Source organism: Neisseria iguanae (assembly GCF_003013245.1).
In the GTDB taxonomy this organism is placed as follows: Bacteria; Pseudomonadota; Gammaproteobacteria; order Burkholderiales; family Neisseriaceae; genus Neisseria; species Neisseria iguanae.
In genome coordinates this window covers 14,522-31,153 of sequence record NZ_PXYY01000020.1, presented here as the reverse complement: position 1 = coordinate 31,153, position 16,632 = coordinate 14,522, and the positions used below count along the sequence as shown (strand labels likewise).

The window sequence follows — 16,632 nt, the reverse complement described above, 5'->3', positions numbered from 1 at the left end:
GAAAGAGAAACCGGCCAACACGAATTTTTCCAGTTCGGGGTGTTGCGCGCGCGCGTAGTCGATGACGCAAATACAGTCGTCGGTTTCGCCTTTACCGTAATCGTGTTCGCCGCCGCTGTTGCCTACGTTGCCGAAAACGCGTTATGTCATGGAACAGCGTTTCGGGACGCTGCGCCGTACATTCCATCCAACCGTGCTTCTTATTTCAGGCTGCTAACAGTAATGGCGCAAAGCCGTTTAAAGGCGGTTTGTGCCAACCTAACTAAAGTCTGCCAGCAGGCTCCGTGTGCCTGCTGCGGCCTGAAAGGGTAAAATACGCCCTGAAGACAGGGAACACGAGGGCGGTAGGGCGTTGGACATGAGAAAGAAAGCCTACTTAATGACCTAAGTCAGCTTTTTTGATTAAGGCTTTGCAAAGGGCTCTGGCCTGTTACTGTTAAGATGACAGATCTGTCTGAAAACAATATTCAATATTTTAAAGAGCAGGAAATCCTTTGCTCTTTTATTCTTTATATCAGAAACCGGTGCTGATTAAATAGCTTGTGTACGCCACATACGAACTCAGTAAAATAAAGCCTTTCAGACGGCCTACCTGACCTGCGCTGCCTTTATCCAGACAGAGCACAAACAGCAATACGGTCAAGCCCGACATGACAGCAACGTCGCGGGTCAGGATTTCCGGCGCGACACCCATCGGATGGATGACCGAAGCCAAACCGACAACGGATAAGGTGTTGAACAAGTTGGAGCCAACCACATTGCCGATGGCGATGTCGTGTTCGCCCTTACGTGCAGCGGCAATGGAAGAAGCCAATTCCGGCAATGATGTACCGATGGCAACGACGGTCAAACCGATAATCAAATCGCTCACACCCATGCTTTGGGCCACGGTGACGGCTCCCCACACAAGCAGGCGTGAGCTCAATACCAACACCACTAAACCGTACACCAGCCAAAACAGACCTTTTTTCGGAGATATTTGGCTGCTTTCTAATTCATCGGAAAGGTCTTCCACGATGTTATCGGCGCCTTTCAGGTTGTTTTTCACCGTCCAGCCCATATAGCCGAGTAAGACCAGCAACAATATCATGCCGTCCATCAGGCTCAGATAGCCGTCAAGCAATTGGAATGCTGCCAATGCGGTCATCACCAGCAACACCGGCATTTCGGTTGCCACAATTTGTTTTTGCACCATAATCGGGCTGATCAGGGCAGTAATACCCAAAATCAGGGCGATGTTGGTGATGTTGGAACCGTAGGCGTTGCCCAATGCAATACCGGGGCTGCCGTCTAAGGCGGACATCACGGAGACGACCATTTCCGGAACGGATGTACCGAAGCCGACGATAACCATACCGATTAACAACGGCGACATGCCGAAATGGCGGGCAGTGGCGGCCGCACCGTCAATAAAACGGTCGGAACTCCAGACCAGCAAGACAAGGCCGACGATGATGGCAATGATAGCGTAAAGCATTATTTACCTTATGTTTGGCATGTTTTGAAAGGAGGCTATTGTAGCAGCTTTCCTAAGCTTGCCAAGGTGGTGCAGAGACTTGTTTGAAAAATTGACACACCGAGATGGTATCCAGGTTCCAGACAGCATAATATTTTTATTTTTAACTATTTTCTTTTAATTTATCCTGAAAATTTAAAAATTTTTGATGATTCTTACCTTATGCCATCTATTCTCGGCACCTTCCATGCTTAATCGGCAATCGATACGGGCAAATGCTGCAATCCGCATAACAGCTTTGTTACAATCAGCCATTATTTTTCATTTCCGATACATTATGAATGCTTCTGCTTCTTGGTCATCCAAACTGGGCTTTATTCTTTCTGCCGCCGGTTCGGCAATTGGTCTGGGCGCAATTTGGAAATTCCCCTACACCGCAGGTACCAACGGCGGTGCGGTGTTCTTTTTACTGTTTTTGCTGTTTACCGTTTTGGTTGCTCTACCAGTACAACTGGCGGAGTTTTACATCGGCCGCACCAGTGGTAAAAACGCAGTTGATGCGTTCAAAACCCTTGCTCCCGACTCGCAATGGCCTTGGGTCGGCCGCATGGGTGTGGCAGCGTGTTTTGTGCTGCTGTCGTTTTACAGCGTGGTCGGCGGCTGGGTATTGGATTATGTGGCGCATGCGTTTACCGGCCAAATCCACCCTGATGCCGACTTTGAAGCCTTGTTCGGCGCCACCATCGCCAACCCTTGGAGCGTATTGTTTTACCAAGGATTATTCATGCTGATGACGGTTTGGGTGGTCAAAGGCGGTATTTCAGACGGCATTGAAAAAGCCAACCGCTATCTGATGCCGGCGTTGTTTGTGTTGTTCATTTTATTGGCCGTGCGCTCGATGACGCTGCCCAACGCCACGCGGGGCGTATCGTTTTTGCTCGAGCCAGATTGGTCTTACTTTACGCCGCAAACCATGCTGATGGCGTTAGGGCAGGCGTTTTTTGCCTTGAGTATCGGCGTATCGACCATGATTACCTATGCGTCTTATCTGAGTAAAAAGCAAGATTTGTTCCGCTCGGGCAACAGCATTATGTGGATGAACTTATTAGTATCGTTGCTGGCAGGCTTGGTCATTTTTCCGGCAGTTTTTGCGTTCGGGTTTGAACCGTCGCAAGGTCCGGGTTTAATCTTTATCGTGTTGCCTGCGGTGTTTATGAAAATTCCGTTCGGTACCGCCTTATTCGCCGTGTTTATGCTCTTGGTGGTATTCGCCACTCTCACCTCTGCATTCTCCATGCTGGAAACCGTGATTGCGGCGACCATCCGCCAAGACGAACACAAACGCAAAAACCACACTTGGCTTATCGGTATCGCCATTTTCATCGTCGGTATTCCGTCCGCCTTGTCGTTTGGCGTGTTAGGTGAATTTAAAGTATTCGGTAAAACCGTTTTTGATTTGTGGGATTACATGATTTCCGCCGTCATCATGCCGATTGGCGCGTTAAGCGTCGCAATTTTTACCGGCTGGGTGCGCAACAAACAATCGGTGTTGGAAAACATCAGCGAAGGCAGCACCGTACCGAAAACCTTAATCCATTTGTGGCTCAACATTCTACGTTTCTTGGCACCGATTGCCATCATCATTGTATTCATCAATACACTGGGTTGGATTTAGGGCAGAACAAATACTGTTGACACGGTATTCATCCCAAAGGCCGTCTGAAAAAATTTCTTTTTCAGACGGCCTTCCTAGTATTATTTTGATATTCTTTCAGGATCAAAATACTCGATTTTCTTTAATTTATCCTCTGATATTCACTGCATATATTGCCGAAATAACTCGATACCTTCTAACAATATAACGTTTCTCGTGTATAAACCGATATCTTATTTATAAACTTATAAACCATTTCCTTTGCTTGATTATTGATACCGGATGCCCCCGATGACGGCACAGGAAAACCATCTGATGATTCTTGCCATCGGCATTTTCCTTACACACTTTAATTAAGGAGTTTTGTCATCTCTTGCCATTACTCCCGTCATCAAGAATTTTTTAAGCCTTCTGTTTCAAGCGGCCTTTATTCTACTAATTACATTAAAAATTATTTCGATACAGATGAATAAGCTATTTAGTTAAAATATTAACCGCTAAAATCAGTACTCTGAAATATTACTCCAAATGAATTAAAATTATGAAGGAATTACAATAATTTGTATATTAATATACATCCAAACACATTTTCCAAAACATATCACACCCTCCTTTATCCTGCCGCCCCAATTGCGGTCATCCGCCTGATAATTTAAAAATGAATATTACCCACCCACTTTCTTTATTGGTTGCAACAGCCGGTTTGTCTGTGCCTGATGTTTCTTATGCTCAAAATATCGATGCCGAACGTGAGCGTTGGGTCGTCCACTCACGAGCCAGCGAAGCACAACACCTCGAAGCAGTTGAAGCTTTGCAGCAGCTTTATCGCGAAACCAACAATCAGGCCGTGCGCGCCGATTTGATCGCTTTACTCATACGCGGTGGCAGACGCGATGAAGCCTTGGCGGTGTGCGCCGATTGTCAGCCGTCCGAATTGGCGGCTGACGAATTGGAAAATTTGGCCAAAGCCGCCCGCGACACAAAAAAATTCGATCTTGCCACTAACTTTTACCGCTCGCTGCAAACCCGATTTCCGCAACAAAAAATCGGCTTTCTCGGCGGTGCATTGGTTGCTGCCGACCAAGGTCGGCAACAGCAAGCCGCTGCACACATTGGAGAATACCGACGCCGCTTCGGCAATGATGTCGACATTCAGTCGGCAGCCGATTATCTGAACAGGCAAACCCAATCGCAAACCGAGCAATTAAGCATTTTGGGCAAACGCATGGACGCAGAAGCCGATAAAGAGACTGTTTTACAGACCTACCGCTTAGCCGCCAAAATGCAGGCATATCCGGTACAAGAGCGTTTGCTCAAAGAATTTCCCCAATACTTTACCCGCGCCGACCATCTGTGGGTACGCAAAAACGAAGCCGCTTCACGCCTGCGCGGTGCATTACAGACTTACGATCAGGATCAGCTGAAGCAAGCCTATCGCGAGCTGACCGACATTATGAACACTACCGAATTTGGCAGCGACCTGCACACCAGTGCCTTGCGTGACCGTTTGGCTGCTTCTACCGCCATCGGCAAACCGGAAGAAGCCGTAAGCGATTACCGCCGCTTGGCTAAATTGGGTAAGCAGCCCGCTTATGTGGAAGCTAATTACGCCAAAGCCTTAACCGAAACCTCCAGCCCGCACAAAGCCAGCAAAATCTATCAGGCCGCGGCCGACCGTGAAATGGCCGAAAAAAACCATGTCAGCGATCAATTGAACGAATCGTTAATCGGTTCTTATGCCGATTTGGGTTACTACGACAAAGCGCGTGCACAAATCCCGAATTGGCATACCGACCGTACCAAACTCGATTTCACCCGAACCGTACACATCGACAACCCGTATTATAACAAACAGTATTTTTGGAATGCGCGTTTGGATGCATGGGGTGGTGACATCAATAAAGCCATCAAAGGAATGGATGCGTGGATTGCCGACCATCCGGCTGACCCGTGGGCACAAGTTTTGCGCGGCGAATTGGCCTACTGGAACGGCCATGAAGAAAAAGCTCAGATGTGGTTTACCCGTGCGCAGGAATTTTTATCACCTGAATCGCAAGACTGGGTGAAAAGCAAAATTGCTTCCATGCAGATGGCCAGCGGTAATTGGCGCGAAGTCGATCAAACCGTACAAAGCGTCAGCCGCGACAATTTAAGCTACGAAGGCTTTTTCAGAGATTACGACCAGGCACGCGCACCGGCTTTGAGCGTCAACGCCAATGCCATGAAAGCCACATCGCCGTCTGAAAAAACCGAATGGGGGCAAAACGCCACGCTGTATAGCCAACGCAGCGCCAAAGGCCACCGCGCTTATGTGGCCGAGCAAACCACTTATGTACCCAACCACGGAAAACCGCTGCGTGCCGGGCGTGCTGGTGTCGGTGCAGAAATCAGCGCCTATCCGGCAACGTTTAACATTGAAGCCGGTCATGGCGTGAATTTGGATAAAAAAGCCTATGCCAAAGCCGGTATCAATTACCGTTTAAACAGCCGCTTGAGCCTGAACGCCAATGCTGCCTACAACAGCGCTAACACGCCGACCAAAGCCTTGAATCAGAATGTACACGCCAATGAATACAACATCGGTGCCAACTACACCCATTCCGAAAATCTGCGTTTCGGTGCCGGTGTCGGCGTGATGGATTTTGAAGACGGCAACATACGTAAAACCGCTTACGCATGGCTTTCCAACAATCTATACCAATACAACCGCTGGAAACTCTCCAGCTCGTTGTGGGCCGATTACAGCAACAACAAAGACATTGCGGCAGCGCATTACTACAACCCGAAAAACAGTAAAAGCCTGATTGGCACACTGGCCTTGGCCTACAACCAACCTTTCGACAACCGCATCAAATTGCAGCAAACCTTAAGTGCAGGTTTAGGCCGCTACTGGCAGGCGGGAGAAAACGCTGAAAACACTTGGCTGCTGAAATACGGCCACGATTGGCAGCTGGGCAGAAAACTCAGCGTCAACTACGAAATCGGCCGCCGCCAAGCCATATACGACGGAGTACCCGAATATCAAAACTTCGGCAACATCGGTTTGAATATGAAACTGAAATAAGCAATATTCCGACATCCATTAAAGAATACCGACATGAAACAACGCTTTTTATTCCCGCTTTTATGCGTCCTTGCCCTGCCTTCCGCATGGTCTGCAGTTGATGTGAAATACGGTGTGATTTGTTATCACGACGTTATCGACCAAAGCAAACCGTCGTTTTCCGCCAATATGCCGCAAAACGTGCGCCGCACCTACTTTCCTCAAACCATCACCGTCGAACGTTTGATGACGCATTTCAACTGGATGCATGACAACGGCTACACACCGGTAAGTTGGCAGCAGATTAAAGATGCCCGTGCCGGCAAAATCCAATTACCGGCCAAACCGGTCTTACTGACCTTTGATGACGGCTATGTCAGCTTCTATACCACCATTTATCCCGTTTTGCAGGCTTACAACTATCCGGCAGTGTACGGCTTGGTGACTTCATGGCTGGAAATACCTGCCGACGGGCACATCAATTACGGCGGCATCAAACTGCCGCGCTCGGCTTTCATCACCTGGGAACAAGTGCGCGAAATGCAGAAAAGCGGCTTGATTGAAATAGCGTCGCACACCCACGACATGCACCACGGCCAAACCGGCAATCCGGGCGGCTCGCAATTTGCTGCCGTCTTCCCCGGCAACTACCGCAACAAAAGCTATGAAACGCCGTCCGAATACCGCGCGCGCATCCGCAACGATTTGAAAAAATCGCGCGACATTATCCAGCAGCGCACCGGCATCGCGCCTGACGTTTTGGTTTGGCCATACGGCCAATTTACCGAAACCGCTGTTGAGATTGCCCGCGAATTGGGTTTCCACGACGACATGACCTTGAAGGATGAAAAACTCAGCAAAATCGGCGAGCAAAGCATCGGCCGCTCTTTGGTTGACCAAGAAACCTCGCTCAGCCATCTGAAATCGTATTTGGAAGACAAATATTTCGTGTTACCCAACGAGCGCGCCGTGTATGTGAAGTTAGACGATTTATACAATGCCGACCCCGTCAAGCAAAAGCAAAACTACGACAAACTGATTGAGCGCATGCGTTCATTGGGAACCAAAACCGTGTACCTGCAAGCCGTATCGGACGAAAACGGCGATGGCGCAGCAGACAGCGCGTATTTTCCCAACCGCCATCTGAAGCTGAAAGCCGATTTATTCAGCCAAGTATCATGGCAGCTCAACGGCCGCTCAGGCGTAGAAGTAAAAGCATGGATGCCTATGCTGGCATTTGATTTAGGCGACGGCTACGAATACCTGACCGATTCGCGCACAGGCCGTCCGAGTGTGCATGCGGTAAAACGTTTGTCGCCTTACAACGCAAAAAACCGCCAAGCCGTCAAAGAGATTTACGAAGATTTGGCCTTCAACAGCCGTTTCAAAGGCTTGGCATTCGGTAACGACGGTTTCATCACCGAATTTGAAGCCACCAATAAAAATAACGATGCCAAAACCGACGCATTGATCGCCTATTCCGACATGCTGAAAAAAGCCGCCTTGCAATACAGCTTCAACGGCATCAACGAAATGAAGACCGCACGCGGCATTTGGGCGGAAGCCGCCATGCCGTCTGAAAAACCGGTTCGGCTCGGGCAAAATCTGGCAAAATTCACCCGACACTACAACCACACCGTAATTCATGCCGCCCCTTATTCGCTGACCACCGAATGGCGCGGCGAAGTCTCTGAAACATGGCTGGGCAAATTATTGGACAGCTTGCGCGGCACCGACCTGCCGCACGACAAAATCGTGTTCAACATTCCCAACCGCGCATACACAGGCAGGCAACTGATGAGCTCGGAAGACTTGGCAGCACGCATCATGCAAATTCGCAAAGCGCGCTTCAAAGGTGCGGCCTTCAGCGATGATTTCACCCGCAACCAACCTGATTTGAAAACCATAAAACCGGTATTCGGTATCAAATAATCCTTTCAGACGGCCCTCACGCCGTCCGAACCCTTTACACCCAAAAAAGATAGTTATGGACTGGTACGAATATCTCGCAGTTTTTGTCATGATCTATCCGGGCATTATGGCCATTTACTGGAGCATATCGGGCATTCTCTATTTCCTGCTATGGGAACGAAACGGCGACAAACCGGCTTTTGGACAAGATGCACCGATGGTCAGCGTGTTGATTCCGTGCTACAACGAAGCCGATAATTTAGACGAATCGATTCCCCACCTGCTTCGGCTGACTTATCCCAATTACGAATTGGTGTTCATCAACGACGGCAGCAAAGACGATACGCTGAAAATCCTGCAACGCTGGGGCAATGTTTGCGAACGCATCAAAGTGGTTGATCAAAAAAATGGCGGCAAAGCATCGGCGATGAACAACGGCGCGAAACATGCCCGTGGCAAATACATAGTCGGCATTGACGGCGATGCGATTTTGGATTATGGCGCGCTGGAATACATCGTCGATACGCTGGAATACAATCCGGAAGTGGGCGCCGTTACCGGCAATCCCCGCGTGCGCAACCGCAGCACCTTATTGGGCAAATTGCAAGTAGCGGAATTCAGCTCGATTATCGGCTTAATCAAACGCTCGCAAAGCATGGCAGGCACGCTGTTTACCGTGTCCGGTGTGATTATGTGCATCCGCAAAGACGTGTGGCGGCAAATCGGCGGCTGGAGCGAAAACATGATTACCGACGACATCGACATCAGCTGGAAAACCCAAACCTCCGGCCATGAAATTATTTATGAACCTCGCGCCTTATGCTGGGTTTTAATGCCGGAAACCCTGCGCGGCCTCTACAAACAACGTTTGCGTTGGGCTCAAGGCGGTGCGGAAGTAATTTTGAAATACAGCGGCGAAATCTGGAAAGCAAAAAACATCCGTCTGTGGCCGCTTTATTTTGAATATTTTGTGACTTTGATTTGGGCGTATTTGCTGCTTGTCTTTTCCATTCTCGGAATTGCCGAAATAGTGGTGGGCAATGCTGATTTAACTTTGTTCAAAGTCGGCAGCTTGGCGACATTTATGGCCTTTTTGCTGCAATTGTCGATTAGTCTCTATATCGACAGCCGCTACGAGGGGAGTTTGTTCCGCTATTTTATCAGCTGTATTTGGTATCCCTACGCTTTTTGGGTGCTCAACAGCATTACCTTGATCCACGGCTTTCCGAAAGCAATTTTTCGCGACAAATCACGCCAGGCGACTTGGGGCAGCCCCGATCGCGGTATTCAATAACCTAAAGGAAAAACAAATGTATAATGCAAATTTACGTGAGCAGATGATTATCCGCAAAGCCAAGCGCCGCTCGGCCAGCATCACCACCAAAAGCATATTGGCTTTTTTGGTGATTTGGGGCTTATGGGCATTGACCGCATATTTGGTGATTGACGACCACCACGCGCTGTTTATGCAGCCGCTGGTCGGCAGTTGGACATTATGGGACATTTTCCGCACCGCCTTGGTGATTGTGTTGTCGCAACTGGTGATTTTGCAGGCATGGAGCATTTTGGTGAAATACTGTATGGATCGCCAACGTAAAGAAGACAACTTTGAAGATGTGTTCGGGCCGTCTGAAAACCATCACGTTTGATTGTATAAAAAACAGGCCGTCTGAAAAGGAATATCTATCCTTTTTCAGACGGCCTGTGTTTTTTATACAATCACCTTTATTTGATTATCCGGCATCACCAGCCACACTTTTGCCCGTTTGACCTGGGCTGCATGGCGGATTTCATCCTCCGGCATCACCGAAAACGCGGTTGAACAGGCATCGGCCAGCGCAGCAGTTTCGGCCATTACGCTCATGCTGCCGTAACGTGGCGTGCTCACACCCGAACGCGGATCGAACAAATGGGTAAACTTGCCTGCTTCGTCCATGACCGTGCCGTAGCCGCTGGAAGTGGCAAAGCCTTCGTTTTGCAGCGGCACATTCAGCAATACGTCTTTTTCATCTTGCGGATTGCGTATACCGACCTGCCATGTGCGGCCACCGCGCATATCCAAACCGCGGATTTCACCCATATCGACCAAGGCTTGTTCTACGCCGTTTTTCTGCAATAATCCCACCACTTTATCGGTGATGTAGCCTTGGGCAATTCCGTTAAACGACAAGCCCATACCCTGCCCGTGAAAGCGGACAAACGTATCGTCAAATTCTACTTTATCAAAACCGACCTGCTGCAATACCTGATTCATTTCAACCTGCGAAGGCGGCGTATCAGTATTGGGATGCCGTCTGAAATAATCAGCATAAAAATTCCACAACGGTTGAATACTCGGGTCGAATGCGCCTTTGGTGAGCCGGTAAATGTCTTGGCTGATGCTCAACAAAGCCAACAAATCCTGCGGCGGGTTGTTCAAACGACCTTCACGGTTAAGCTGCACAATCACACTGTCGTCACGGTATAAGCTGAAAATCTTTTCCAAACGCGTCACTTCCGCCAAGGCTTTGTTCACCAACTCATCAGCTTGACGGCGATCGACATGATACAGGCGCAACTGCGCACCCGAGCCTAAGGCAATGCCCTGCCAAACAAACGGCCCGGCTTCGCCAGCATTGTTTTTCTCTGCTTGAAGGCTGAGCACAAACGGCAAAGCCGCACCACCGGCGACAACCGCACTCATCGCCAAAAAACGGCGGCGGCTTAAAGGGATATTCATTGTTTCTCTGAAATAGAAAATAAAGGCCGTATGAAAACGGGAATGCTGTTCAGACGGCCAATTCCCATCATGTTTACTTAAAAATATATTCTTCGGGCATCTCATCAAAACCTACGACTTTGCCACCCTTCTCTTTTACAAACTGTTCGGCCTTGGCTTTATCCGCAAACGGCAGCGCATCTTCCGAACCCATGCCGCCGATAAAGCCGCTGTCGATGACATACCATGCTTTTTTGGCATCAATCCAGGCTTCGTCGGCATTCGGTTTCGCCCAGTCGGTCACTTCCCCCATATCGGTCACATACATCACATGAATGCCTTTAGGCTCTTCCGGCAGTTTGATGTAGCCGAACATCTGGCGGACGGTCGAGAACCACACCGGCTTATCAGGTTTGCCGTTGAGATAAAGCTGCGCTTTAGGACCGTCATGTTCCATCAGGTTCATGGTGCAGTAATGGCCGGTCGATTGCGCGTTAATCGGCGCCGGTGCGGGCGGCGGCACGGTGTTTTCTTTGGCACCACAAGCAGCGAGCAGCAAAGTGGCGCACGCCTTCAAGGCAAATGTCTTCATATTTGTCGCTTTCCAAAAATCCAAGCTGCCAGCAGCAGCGGAATGATGACCCATAAAACCTGCGCGGCAACCAACACCGGCAATGTCAGGCTGATTTGTTCGGTAAGGCCGGCCATGCCCGAATACAGGGCGGTGTTTTCATAGCCGGTGAGATTGAGCAGGCGGTAAATATCGGTGGGGTTGAGCAATAGAATGCTTTCTACCATCGGCGTGGTGAGCGTTTTCTGCGTATCGGCCACCAATACGCCCAGCAGTGCCATGTCGAAAATCACCACGAAAAACAGCCACACGCCGATGGCAATGCCGGCTGCCGTGCCGCGTTCTTTCACTTTTGCGCTGATTAAATAACCTAAGGCCAAAAACGCCGCGCCCAAAATCACACTGGCACCAATCAGGCCGGCAAACGGTTTCCATGCGGCGATATTGATGCCGCCGCCAGCCAGTTGCAGCGCGATACCGGCCAAGCCGTAACCGGCGGTGGTGGCCAAGGTCAGAATAATCAAATGACCAAGAAATTTACCCGCCAAAATCCGGTTGCGCGAAATCGGATAACTCAACAGCAAACCCATCGTACCGCGCTCGATTTCGCCAATCAAGGCATCGTAGGCCAGCAGCATGGCAATCAGCGGAATCAGGAAAATCGATAGGCTCGACAGGCTGACCACCGTCACCGTGAGCGGGTCAACCTTAACCGAACCGGTCGGCGCGCTACCCAAAAAACCGAGCGACAAAGCCAATGCCGCCAGCAACAAAGCCGCCGCCAACACCCAGCGATTGCGCAGGCTGTCACGCACTTCTTTGCCGGTGATAATCAAAATCGGGGTCATACATCTTCTCTTTTCAAAAATTGCGCATACATTTCATCGAGCGTCGGCGTATGGATATCGAGATAGGCCAAGTCATTCAAACCGCCCAATTCGGCCAGTAACGCCATGCGTTCACCTGCCAGGCATTGCGCGTAAAAATTGAGGCCGTCTGAGGAGTGCCAGCGTGCCGATAAGGGTTTGCTGTATTTCAAACGCACATTCACCGTAAGCGGCAATCCGCTTTGCACATGCAATTCGTCCATACTGCCATCGGCGACTTTGACACCATTTTTCATCACCACCACGCGGTCGGCATGGCCGTCAAGTTCAGCCAAAGCGTGGGTGCCGAGCAGTACCGTCGCGCCTTTTCCGTTTAATTCGCGCACCACTTCGTAAAACATCTGCCGTGAAGCCGGATCAAGACCGGTAGTAGGCTCGTCAAACAGCAAGACTTTCGGCTCGCCCAACAAAGCCTGCGCCAAAGCCAAACGCTGGCGCATACCCTTAGAATAAGTGCCGACACGGCGCTTGGCCGCTTGGGAAATGCCGACACGCTCGAGTAAATCTTGGTTTTTGTTTAATGGCTGCTTTTTCAGTTTGGCGTAAAAAGCCAAAGTTTCCAAACCGGTCATCGACGGATACAGTGCGACAGTTTCCGGCAAATAACCGATTTGGCTGCGCACCGCCGCACCGGCTTTGCTGCCGGTTTTCTCACCCAGCAACACCACCTCGCCTTGCGTCGGGGTAATCAGGCCGAGAATCAGCTTCATCAGCGTGGATTTGCCCGCGCCGTTGTGTCCGGCCAAGCCCACGCTCTCACCTGCTTTCAGAACCAAATCGACATTATCGACCGCGCGCTGCCCGCCAAATTGTTTGGTAACGTTTCTCAATTCAACATGATTGCTCATGGTGTTTCCTTGTTATGTGTTTCAGACGGCCTCTGTATGGAACAGGCCGTCTGAAAAGCTGTTTATTCGTTTGCCTGAGCCGCCCATGCCGATTTGGTTTGCTTGGCAGTTTCCAGCATGGCCGCTTTGTTTGCCAGATAAAACGGCATGGTCGGATTTTGATACGGTTTCATCAGCGGTTTACTGTCCATGACGCCGCCGGGCATAATCGCGGGGAACTGGCTCTGCGCCCATTTCACAATGCTAACCGCCGGACTGTTGATCAACAGCCGCGCCACCGGTGCGCGCCAGATGATTTGGTCGGTAATGCCGTTGGGGCGGTATGCGTTGTCACCAATACCGTCGCCGTCAAGGTCGAACGTGCTGTTGTCGCTCCAATAATTGCCGCGCCCGTCTTCCGACCAATCTAAGAAACACGTGCTGACGTATTTGACTTGGCTTTCGTTGTTGATAAACGAATTGTCGGTCAATTTCGTGCCTTCGATGGCGGCGGTGAAATGAATACCGGTTTTGCATTGCTCGAAGTGGTTGCCGAAAATCCGGTTGTTGTTGGCGTTGTAGGCGAACAGGCATTTGCCGGCATGGTAAATCACATTATCCTGCACTTCCGACCGGTTGACGTAATTGAGCATAATGCCTTGATCGCGGCTCATGACGGCAATGTTACCGCGTACCTTTATGCGGTCGGAAAACATCATGGCATAGGCGATGTTGTTGCCGATGGAAATATTGTCGATGACTTCACTGTCGTTGGTGTACATATAATGCACGGCAAAACGCACATTGTGAAAGCGGTTGCCTTTGTAGATATTGAAGGTACTGGCGTTGGAAAAAATACCGTCACGACCTTGGGAAATGTCGTTACCCACCACTTGCGAACCAGGGGCGTTCCACACAGTCACACCGTTACCGCGCTCGTTCACCCGCAATGCGGCATTACCGACAATTTTGTTCTCACGCACCATCGCATCTTTGGGGCCGTGCAAATACACGCCGACGGAATTATCCAAAATATCGTTTTTTTCTACCAAGGCGTTGGCGGCGGTTTCTTCCAGATAAATCCCTGCATCCATATCCGGCAAACTCATGCCTGAACCGCTGACGGTGAGATTGCGGATAACGACATCAGGCGCAGTGACGCTAACCGTGCGGCCTTGACGATCGCCTTTAATGGTGGCGGAACGGTCGGCAGGGCCTTCCAAGATTAAGGGTTTGTCGATGATGATTTTGGTTTGGTACACCCCCGAAGCGAGCTTGAGCGTGTCTCCTGCTTGGGCTTGGGTAATGATTTGATTGAGATTATCCGTGGGTGAAACGGCAATAACGGCAGCAAAGGCCGTCTGAAACCCAGTTGCCGCGAACAGCGCACAAACAACGTATTGCAGCATTTTGACATGAAATAGAGCGTGCATGTGGTTTCTCTTATTTTCAGACGGCCTGTCGGCCTGACAAGTTGGATATTATAACAAAACCAACTGCCTGGTTTTCAAATGGCTTTGTAATAAAGGCCGTCTGAAAAGGGATTACCGTTTCAGACGGCCTGCTTGTTTACATCGGGATTCGGTTATTTGGGTTTCACAATCATTTGGCCGGACATTTCCATGTGCAATGCGTGGCAGAACCATTGGCAGTAGTACCAATGCACGCCCGGACGGTGGGCGGTAAAGGTAATCGAGCTGGTTTGTTGCGGTCCGATCTCCATTGCAATGCCGTAGCCTTCCAAAGTGAAGCCGTGGGTCAGGTCTTCGATGGTTTCGACGTTGGTCACCACCACGGTCACTTCGTCACCTTGGTTCACTTCAAATTGCGGCACACTGAATGCCGGTGCGACAGCAGTCATGTACACGCGTACTTTATTACCTTCGCGCACCACTTTGGCAGCTTTTTCCAATTCAACGCCGTCTTTGGCAGCCATGTCGGCGGCATCTTTCCACCACCAGGCATGTCTGGTGCGATCCCACGTTTTACCCGGATTCACTTTAGAAGCGGCTACCAAACAGAAATCGTGCGGTTCGGCAAAGGTCGGGTTGTCGTGAACCAGTTTCATCTCGTCACCTGAAATGTCGATCAATTGGTCACATTCAGGTTTCAGCGGACCGGCATTCAAGAAGCGGTCTTTCGAGAATTTGTTTAAAGACACCAACCATTGGCCGTCGGCTTCTTTGGTTTCACCCATGGTGGTGTGGTTATGGCCCGGTTGGTAGTGGACGTCGATTTTTTGTTTAATTGGATCGATTTTCTCGCCGGCAAAGGCTTTAATCGCATCTTCAATATTCCATTTCACCATTTGGCTGTCGATAAACAGGGTGGTGTAGGCATTGCCGCGGCCGTCAAATGCGGTATGCAACGGACCCAAGCCCAATTGCGGCTCGGCAACAACGGTATCGCGAGGTTGGATTTTACCGGCAAACAAATCGTCCATTTTGCTGACATCCAACACGGTTACAGTTGGAGACAGTTTGCCGTTGAGCATGATGTATTTTCCGTCAGGCGAGGCGTTACAGCCGTGTGGCGAGTTTGGCACCGGAATGTAGCGGGTATATTTCGAGTTGGCTTCGGCGCGGCCGTCAACCATTTTCACACCGTTCACTTCTTTAAAGTCGCCGTTTTTAATGCCTTCTTCAATCGCGGCCAAGTTAAACACCACTACCCAGTCTTGCTCGTTGGCAGAAGCAGCTTGTACAGTCAAACCACGCTCGGAGTTGTAGCAAGTGGCGAACGAATATTTGCCTTGGTAGTCGGCATCACCGTTGTCCAAGTTACCGTCAACCAGTACCTGCCATGCGATTTCCATGGTTTCACCGTCAATGGCAGTGTAGATTGCATTCCAGGTTTTCGGGTCGTTCAGATTACCGACACCATCTACCGGTACGATGTGCTCACCATTGGCAAATACATAGCCGGTTTTCGGATAGCGTTGCGGACGCAAACCGTGGATACCGGAAGCATTCGGAATCTCAACGATTTTGTCGGCTTTCATGATTTCCAAATTCACGCGGCAAACACGGTTGTTTGCTTTGTCGTTGGCATAGGCGTAGCGGCCGTCGTAGGTTTGGTCGGTAAACGACAAGTGAGGGTGGTGCAAATCACCGTTTGGGAAGCAGCGCAAACCGCTGGCTTTCAGGAACGCGTCAGTTTCAGCAGTATTTTTTTCGTTCAAAATACGCAGACTCTCGTTGGTACGGCCCCAACCGGTGGCACTGTCCATATTGAATACCGGAATACGCATCAGTTCGCGCATAGAAGGCAGGCCCACCAAACGCATTTCACCGGATTGGCCGCCGGACAGGAAGCCGTAGTATTGATCCAGCTCGCCCGGACCCACGTGAACAGAATGGCCGCTTTCGCTGCCGTGCGCGCCGGCTTTGGCCGCCGGTGCGGAACCTGCCGCACCGGAAGCTGTACCTTTATCGCCTTCGGCATGGGAGCAACCGGCCAAACCCAACAAACCCGCACCGGCAATCCCGGCACCGGAAGCTGCGGCAGTGCCTAAAAATGAACGTCGGCTTAAACCGTTTTGTTCTAATTTTTCGTCTGACATAAAACTCTCCTTGGATGAAATTC

The 16,632-nt window shown here is 50.2% G+C and carries 12 protein-coding genes and 1 pseudogene; 5 read left to right on the top strand and 8 right to left on the bottom strand.

The genetic code is table 11. From position 1 onward, the window contains the following. Together C7N83_RS04900 and C7N83_RS04895 are read right to left on the bottom strand one after the other, a co-directional pair. A pseudogene (locus C7N83_RS04900) lies at positions 1–126 on the bottom strand (alpha/beta hydrolase); the annotation flags it as partial. 388 nt (positions 127–514) lie between these two features. Beyond that, complete coding sequence (locus tag C7N83_RS04895) at positions 515–1,477, bottom strand: calcium/sodium antiporter (protein WP_106741045.1); 963 nt, start codon at positions 1,475–1,477, stop codon at positions 515–517. 316 nt (positions 1,478–1,793) lie between these two features. Between C7N83_RS04895 and C7N83_RS04890 the strand changes: the two genes are divergently transcribed. From C7N83_RS04890 to C7N83_RS04870, 5 genes are all read left to right on the top strand, one after another. Beyond that, positions 1,794–3,131, top strand: a complete 1,338-nt coding sequence (locus C7N83_RS04890) for a sodium-dependent transporter (protein WP_106741043.1) — start codon at positions 1,794–1,796, stop codon at positions 3,129–3,131. Positions 3,132–3,768: 637 nt separating this feature from the next. Continuing rightward, positions 3,769–6,174, top strand: coding sequence for a poly-beta-1,6 N-acetyl-D-glucosamine export porin PgaA (gene pgaA, locus C7N83_RS04885; RefSeq protein WP_106741041.1), 2,406 nt, complete (start codon positions 3,769–3,771; stop codon positions 6,172–6,174). 33 nt (positions 6,175–6,207) lie between these two features. Beyond that, positions 6,208–8,085, top strand: coding sequence for a poly-beta-1,6-N-acetyl-D-glucosamine N-deacetylase PgaB (gene pgaB / locus C7N83_RS04880; protein ID WP_106741040.1), 1,878 nt, complete (start codon positions 6,208–6,210; stop codon positions 8,083–8,085). A 55-nt stretch (positions 8,086–8,140) separates the two neighbouring features. Beyond that, entirely contained in the window at positions 8,141–9,358 is a 1,218-nt protein-coding gene (gene pgaC, locus C7N83_RS04875) for a poly-beta-1,6-N-acetyl-D-glucosamine synthase (protein WP_106741038.1), read from the top strand. Between the two features lie 16 nt (positions 9,359–9,374). Further along, complete coding sequence (locus C7N83_RS04870) at positions 9,375–9,713, top strand: hypothetical protein (protein WP_106741037.1); 339 nt, start codon at positions 9,375–9,377, stop codon at positions 9,711–9,713. A gap of 62 nt (positions 9,714–9,775) precedes the next feature. Here C7N83_RS04870 and C7N83_RS04865 read toward each other — a convergent pair whose 3' ends face one another. The 6 genes from C7N83_RS04865 to nosZ form a co-directional block, all read right to left on the bottom strand. After that, complete coding sequence (locus C7N83_RS04865; protein WP_106741035.1) at positions 9,776–10,783, bottom strand: FAD:protein FMN transferase; 1,008 nt, start codon at positions 10,781–10,783, stop codon at positions 9,776–9,778. Between the two features lie 73 nt (positions 10,784–10,856). After that, positions 10,857–11,354, bottom strand: coding sequence for a nitrous oxide reductase accessory protein NosL (locus tag C7N83_RS04860; RefSeq protein ID WP_106741034.1), 498 nt, complete (start codon positions 11,352–11,354; stop codon positions 10,857–10,859). Then, positions 11,351–12,181 (bottom strand): ABC transporter permease, encoded by an 831-nt coding sequence (locus C7N83_RS04855; protein WP_106741032.1) that lies wholly within the window; start codon positions 12,179–12,181, stop codon positions 11,351–11,353. Before C7N83_RS04855 ends, C7N83_RS04860 begins: the two co-directional genes overlap by 4 nt. Continuing rightward, positions 12,178–13,068, bottom strand: coding sequence for an ABC transporter ATP-binding protein (locus C7N83_RS04850; protein WP_106741030.1), 891 nt, complete (start codon positions 13,066–13,068; stop codon positions 12,178–12,180). Before C7N83_RS04850 ends, C7N83_RS04855 begins: the two co-directional genes overlap by 4 nt. A gap of 62 nt (positions 13,069–13,130) precedes the next feature. Beyond that, positions 13,131–14,456, bottom strand: a complete 1,326-nt coding sequence (locus C7N83_RS04845; RefSeq protein ID WP_106741049.1) for a nitrous oxide reductase family maturation protein NosD — start codon at positions 14,454–14,456, stop codon at positions 13,131–13,133. A 176-nt stretch (positions 14,457–14,632) separates the two neighbouring features. Further along, positions 14,633–16,609 (bottom strand): TAT-dependent nitrous-oxide reductase, encoded by a 1,977-nt coding sequence (gene nosZ, locus C7N83_RS04840; RefSeq protein WP_106741028.1) that lies wholly within the window; start codon positions 16,607–16,609, stop codon positions 14,633–14,635. Positions 16,610–16,632 lie beyond the last annotated feature (23 nt).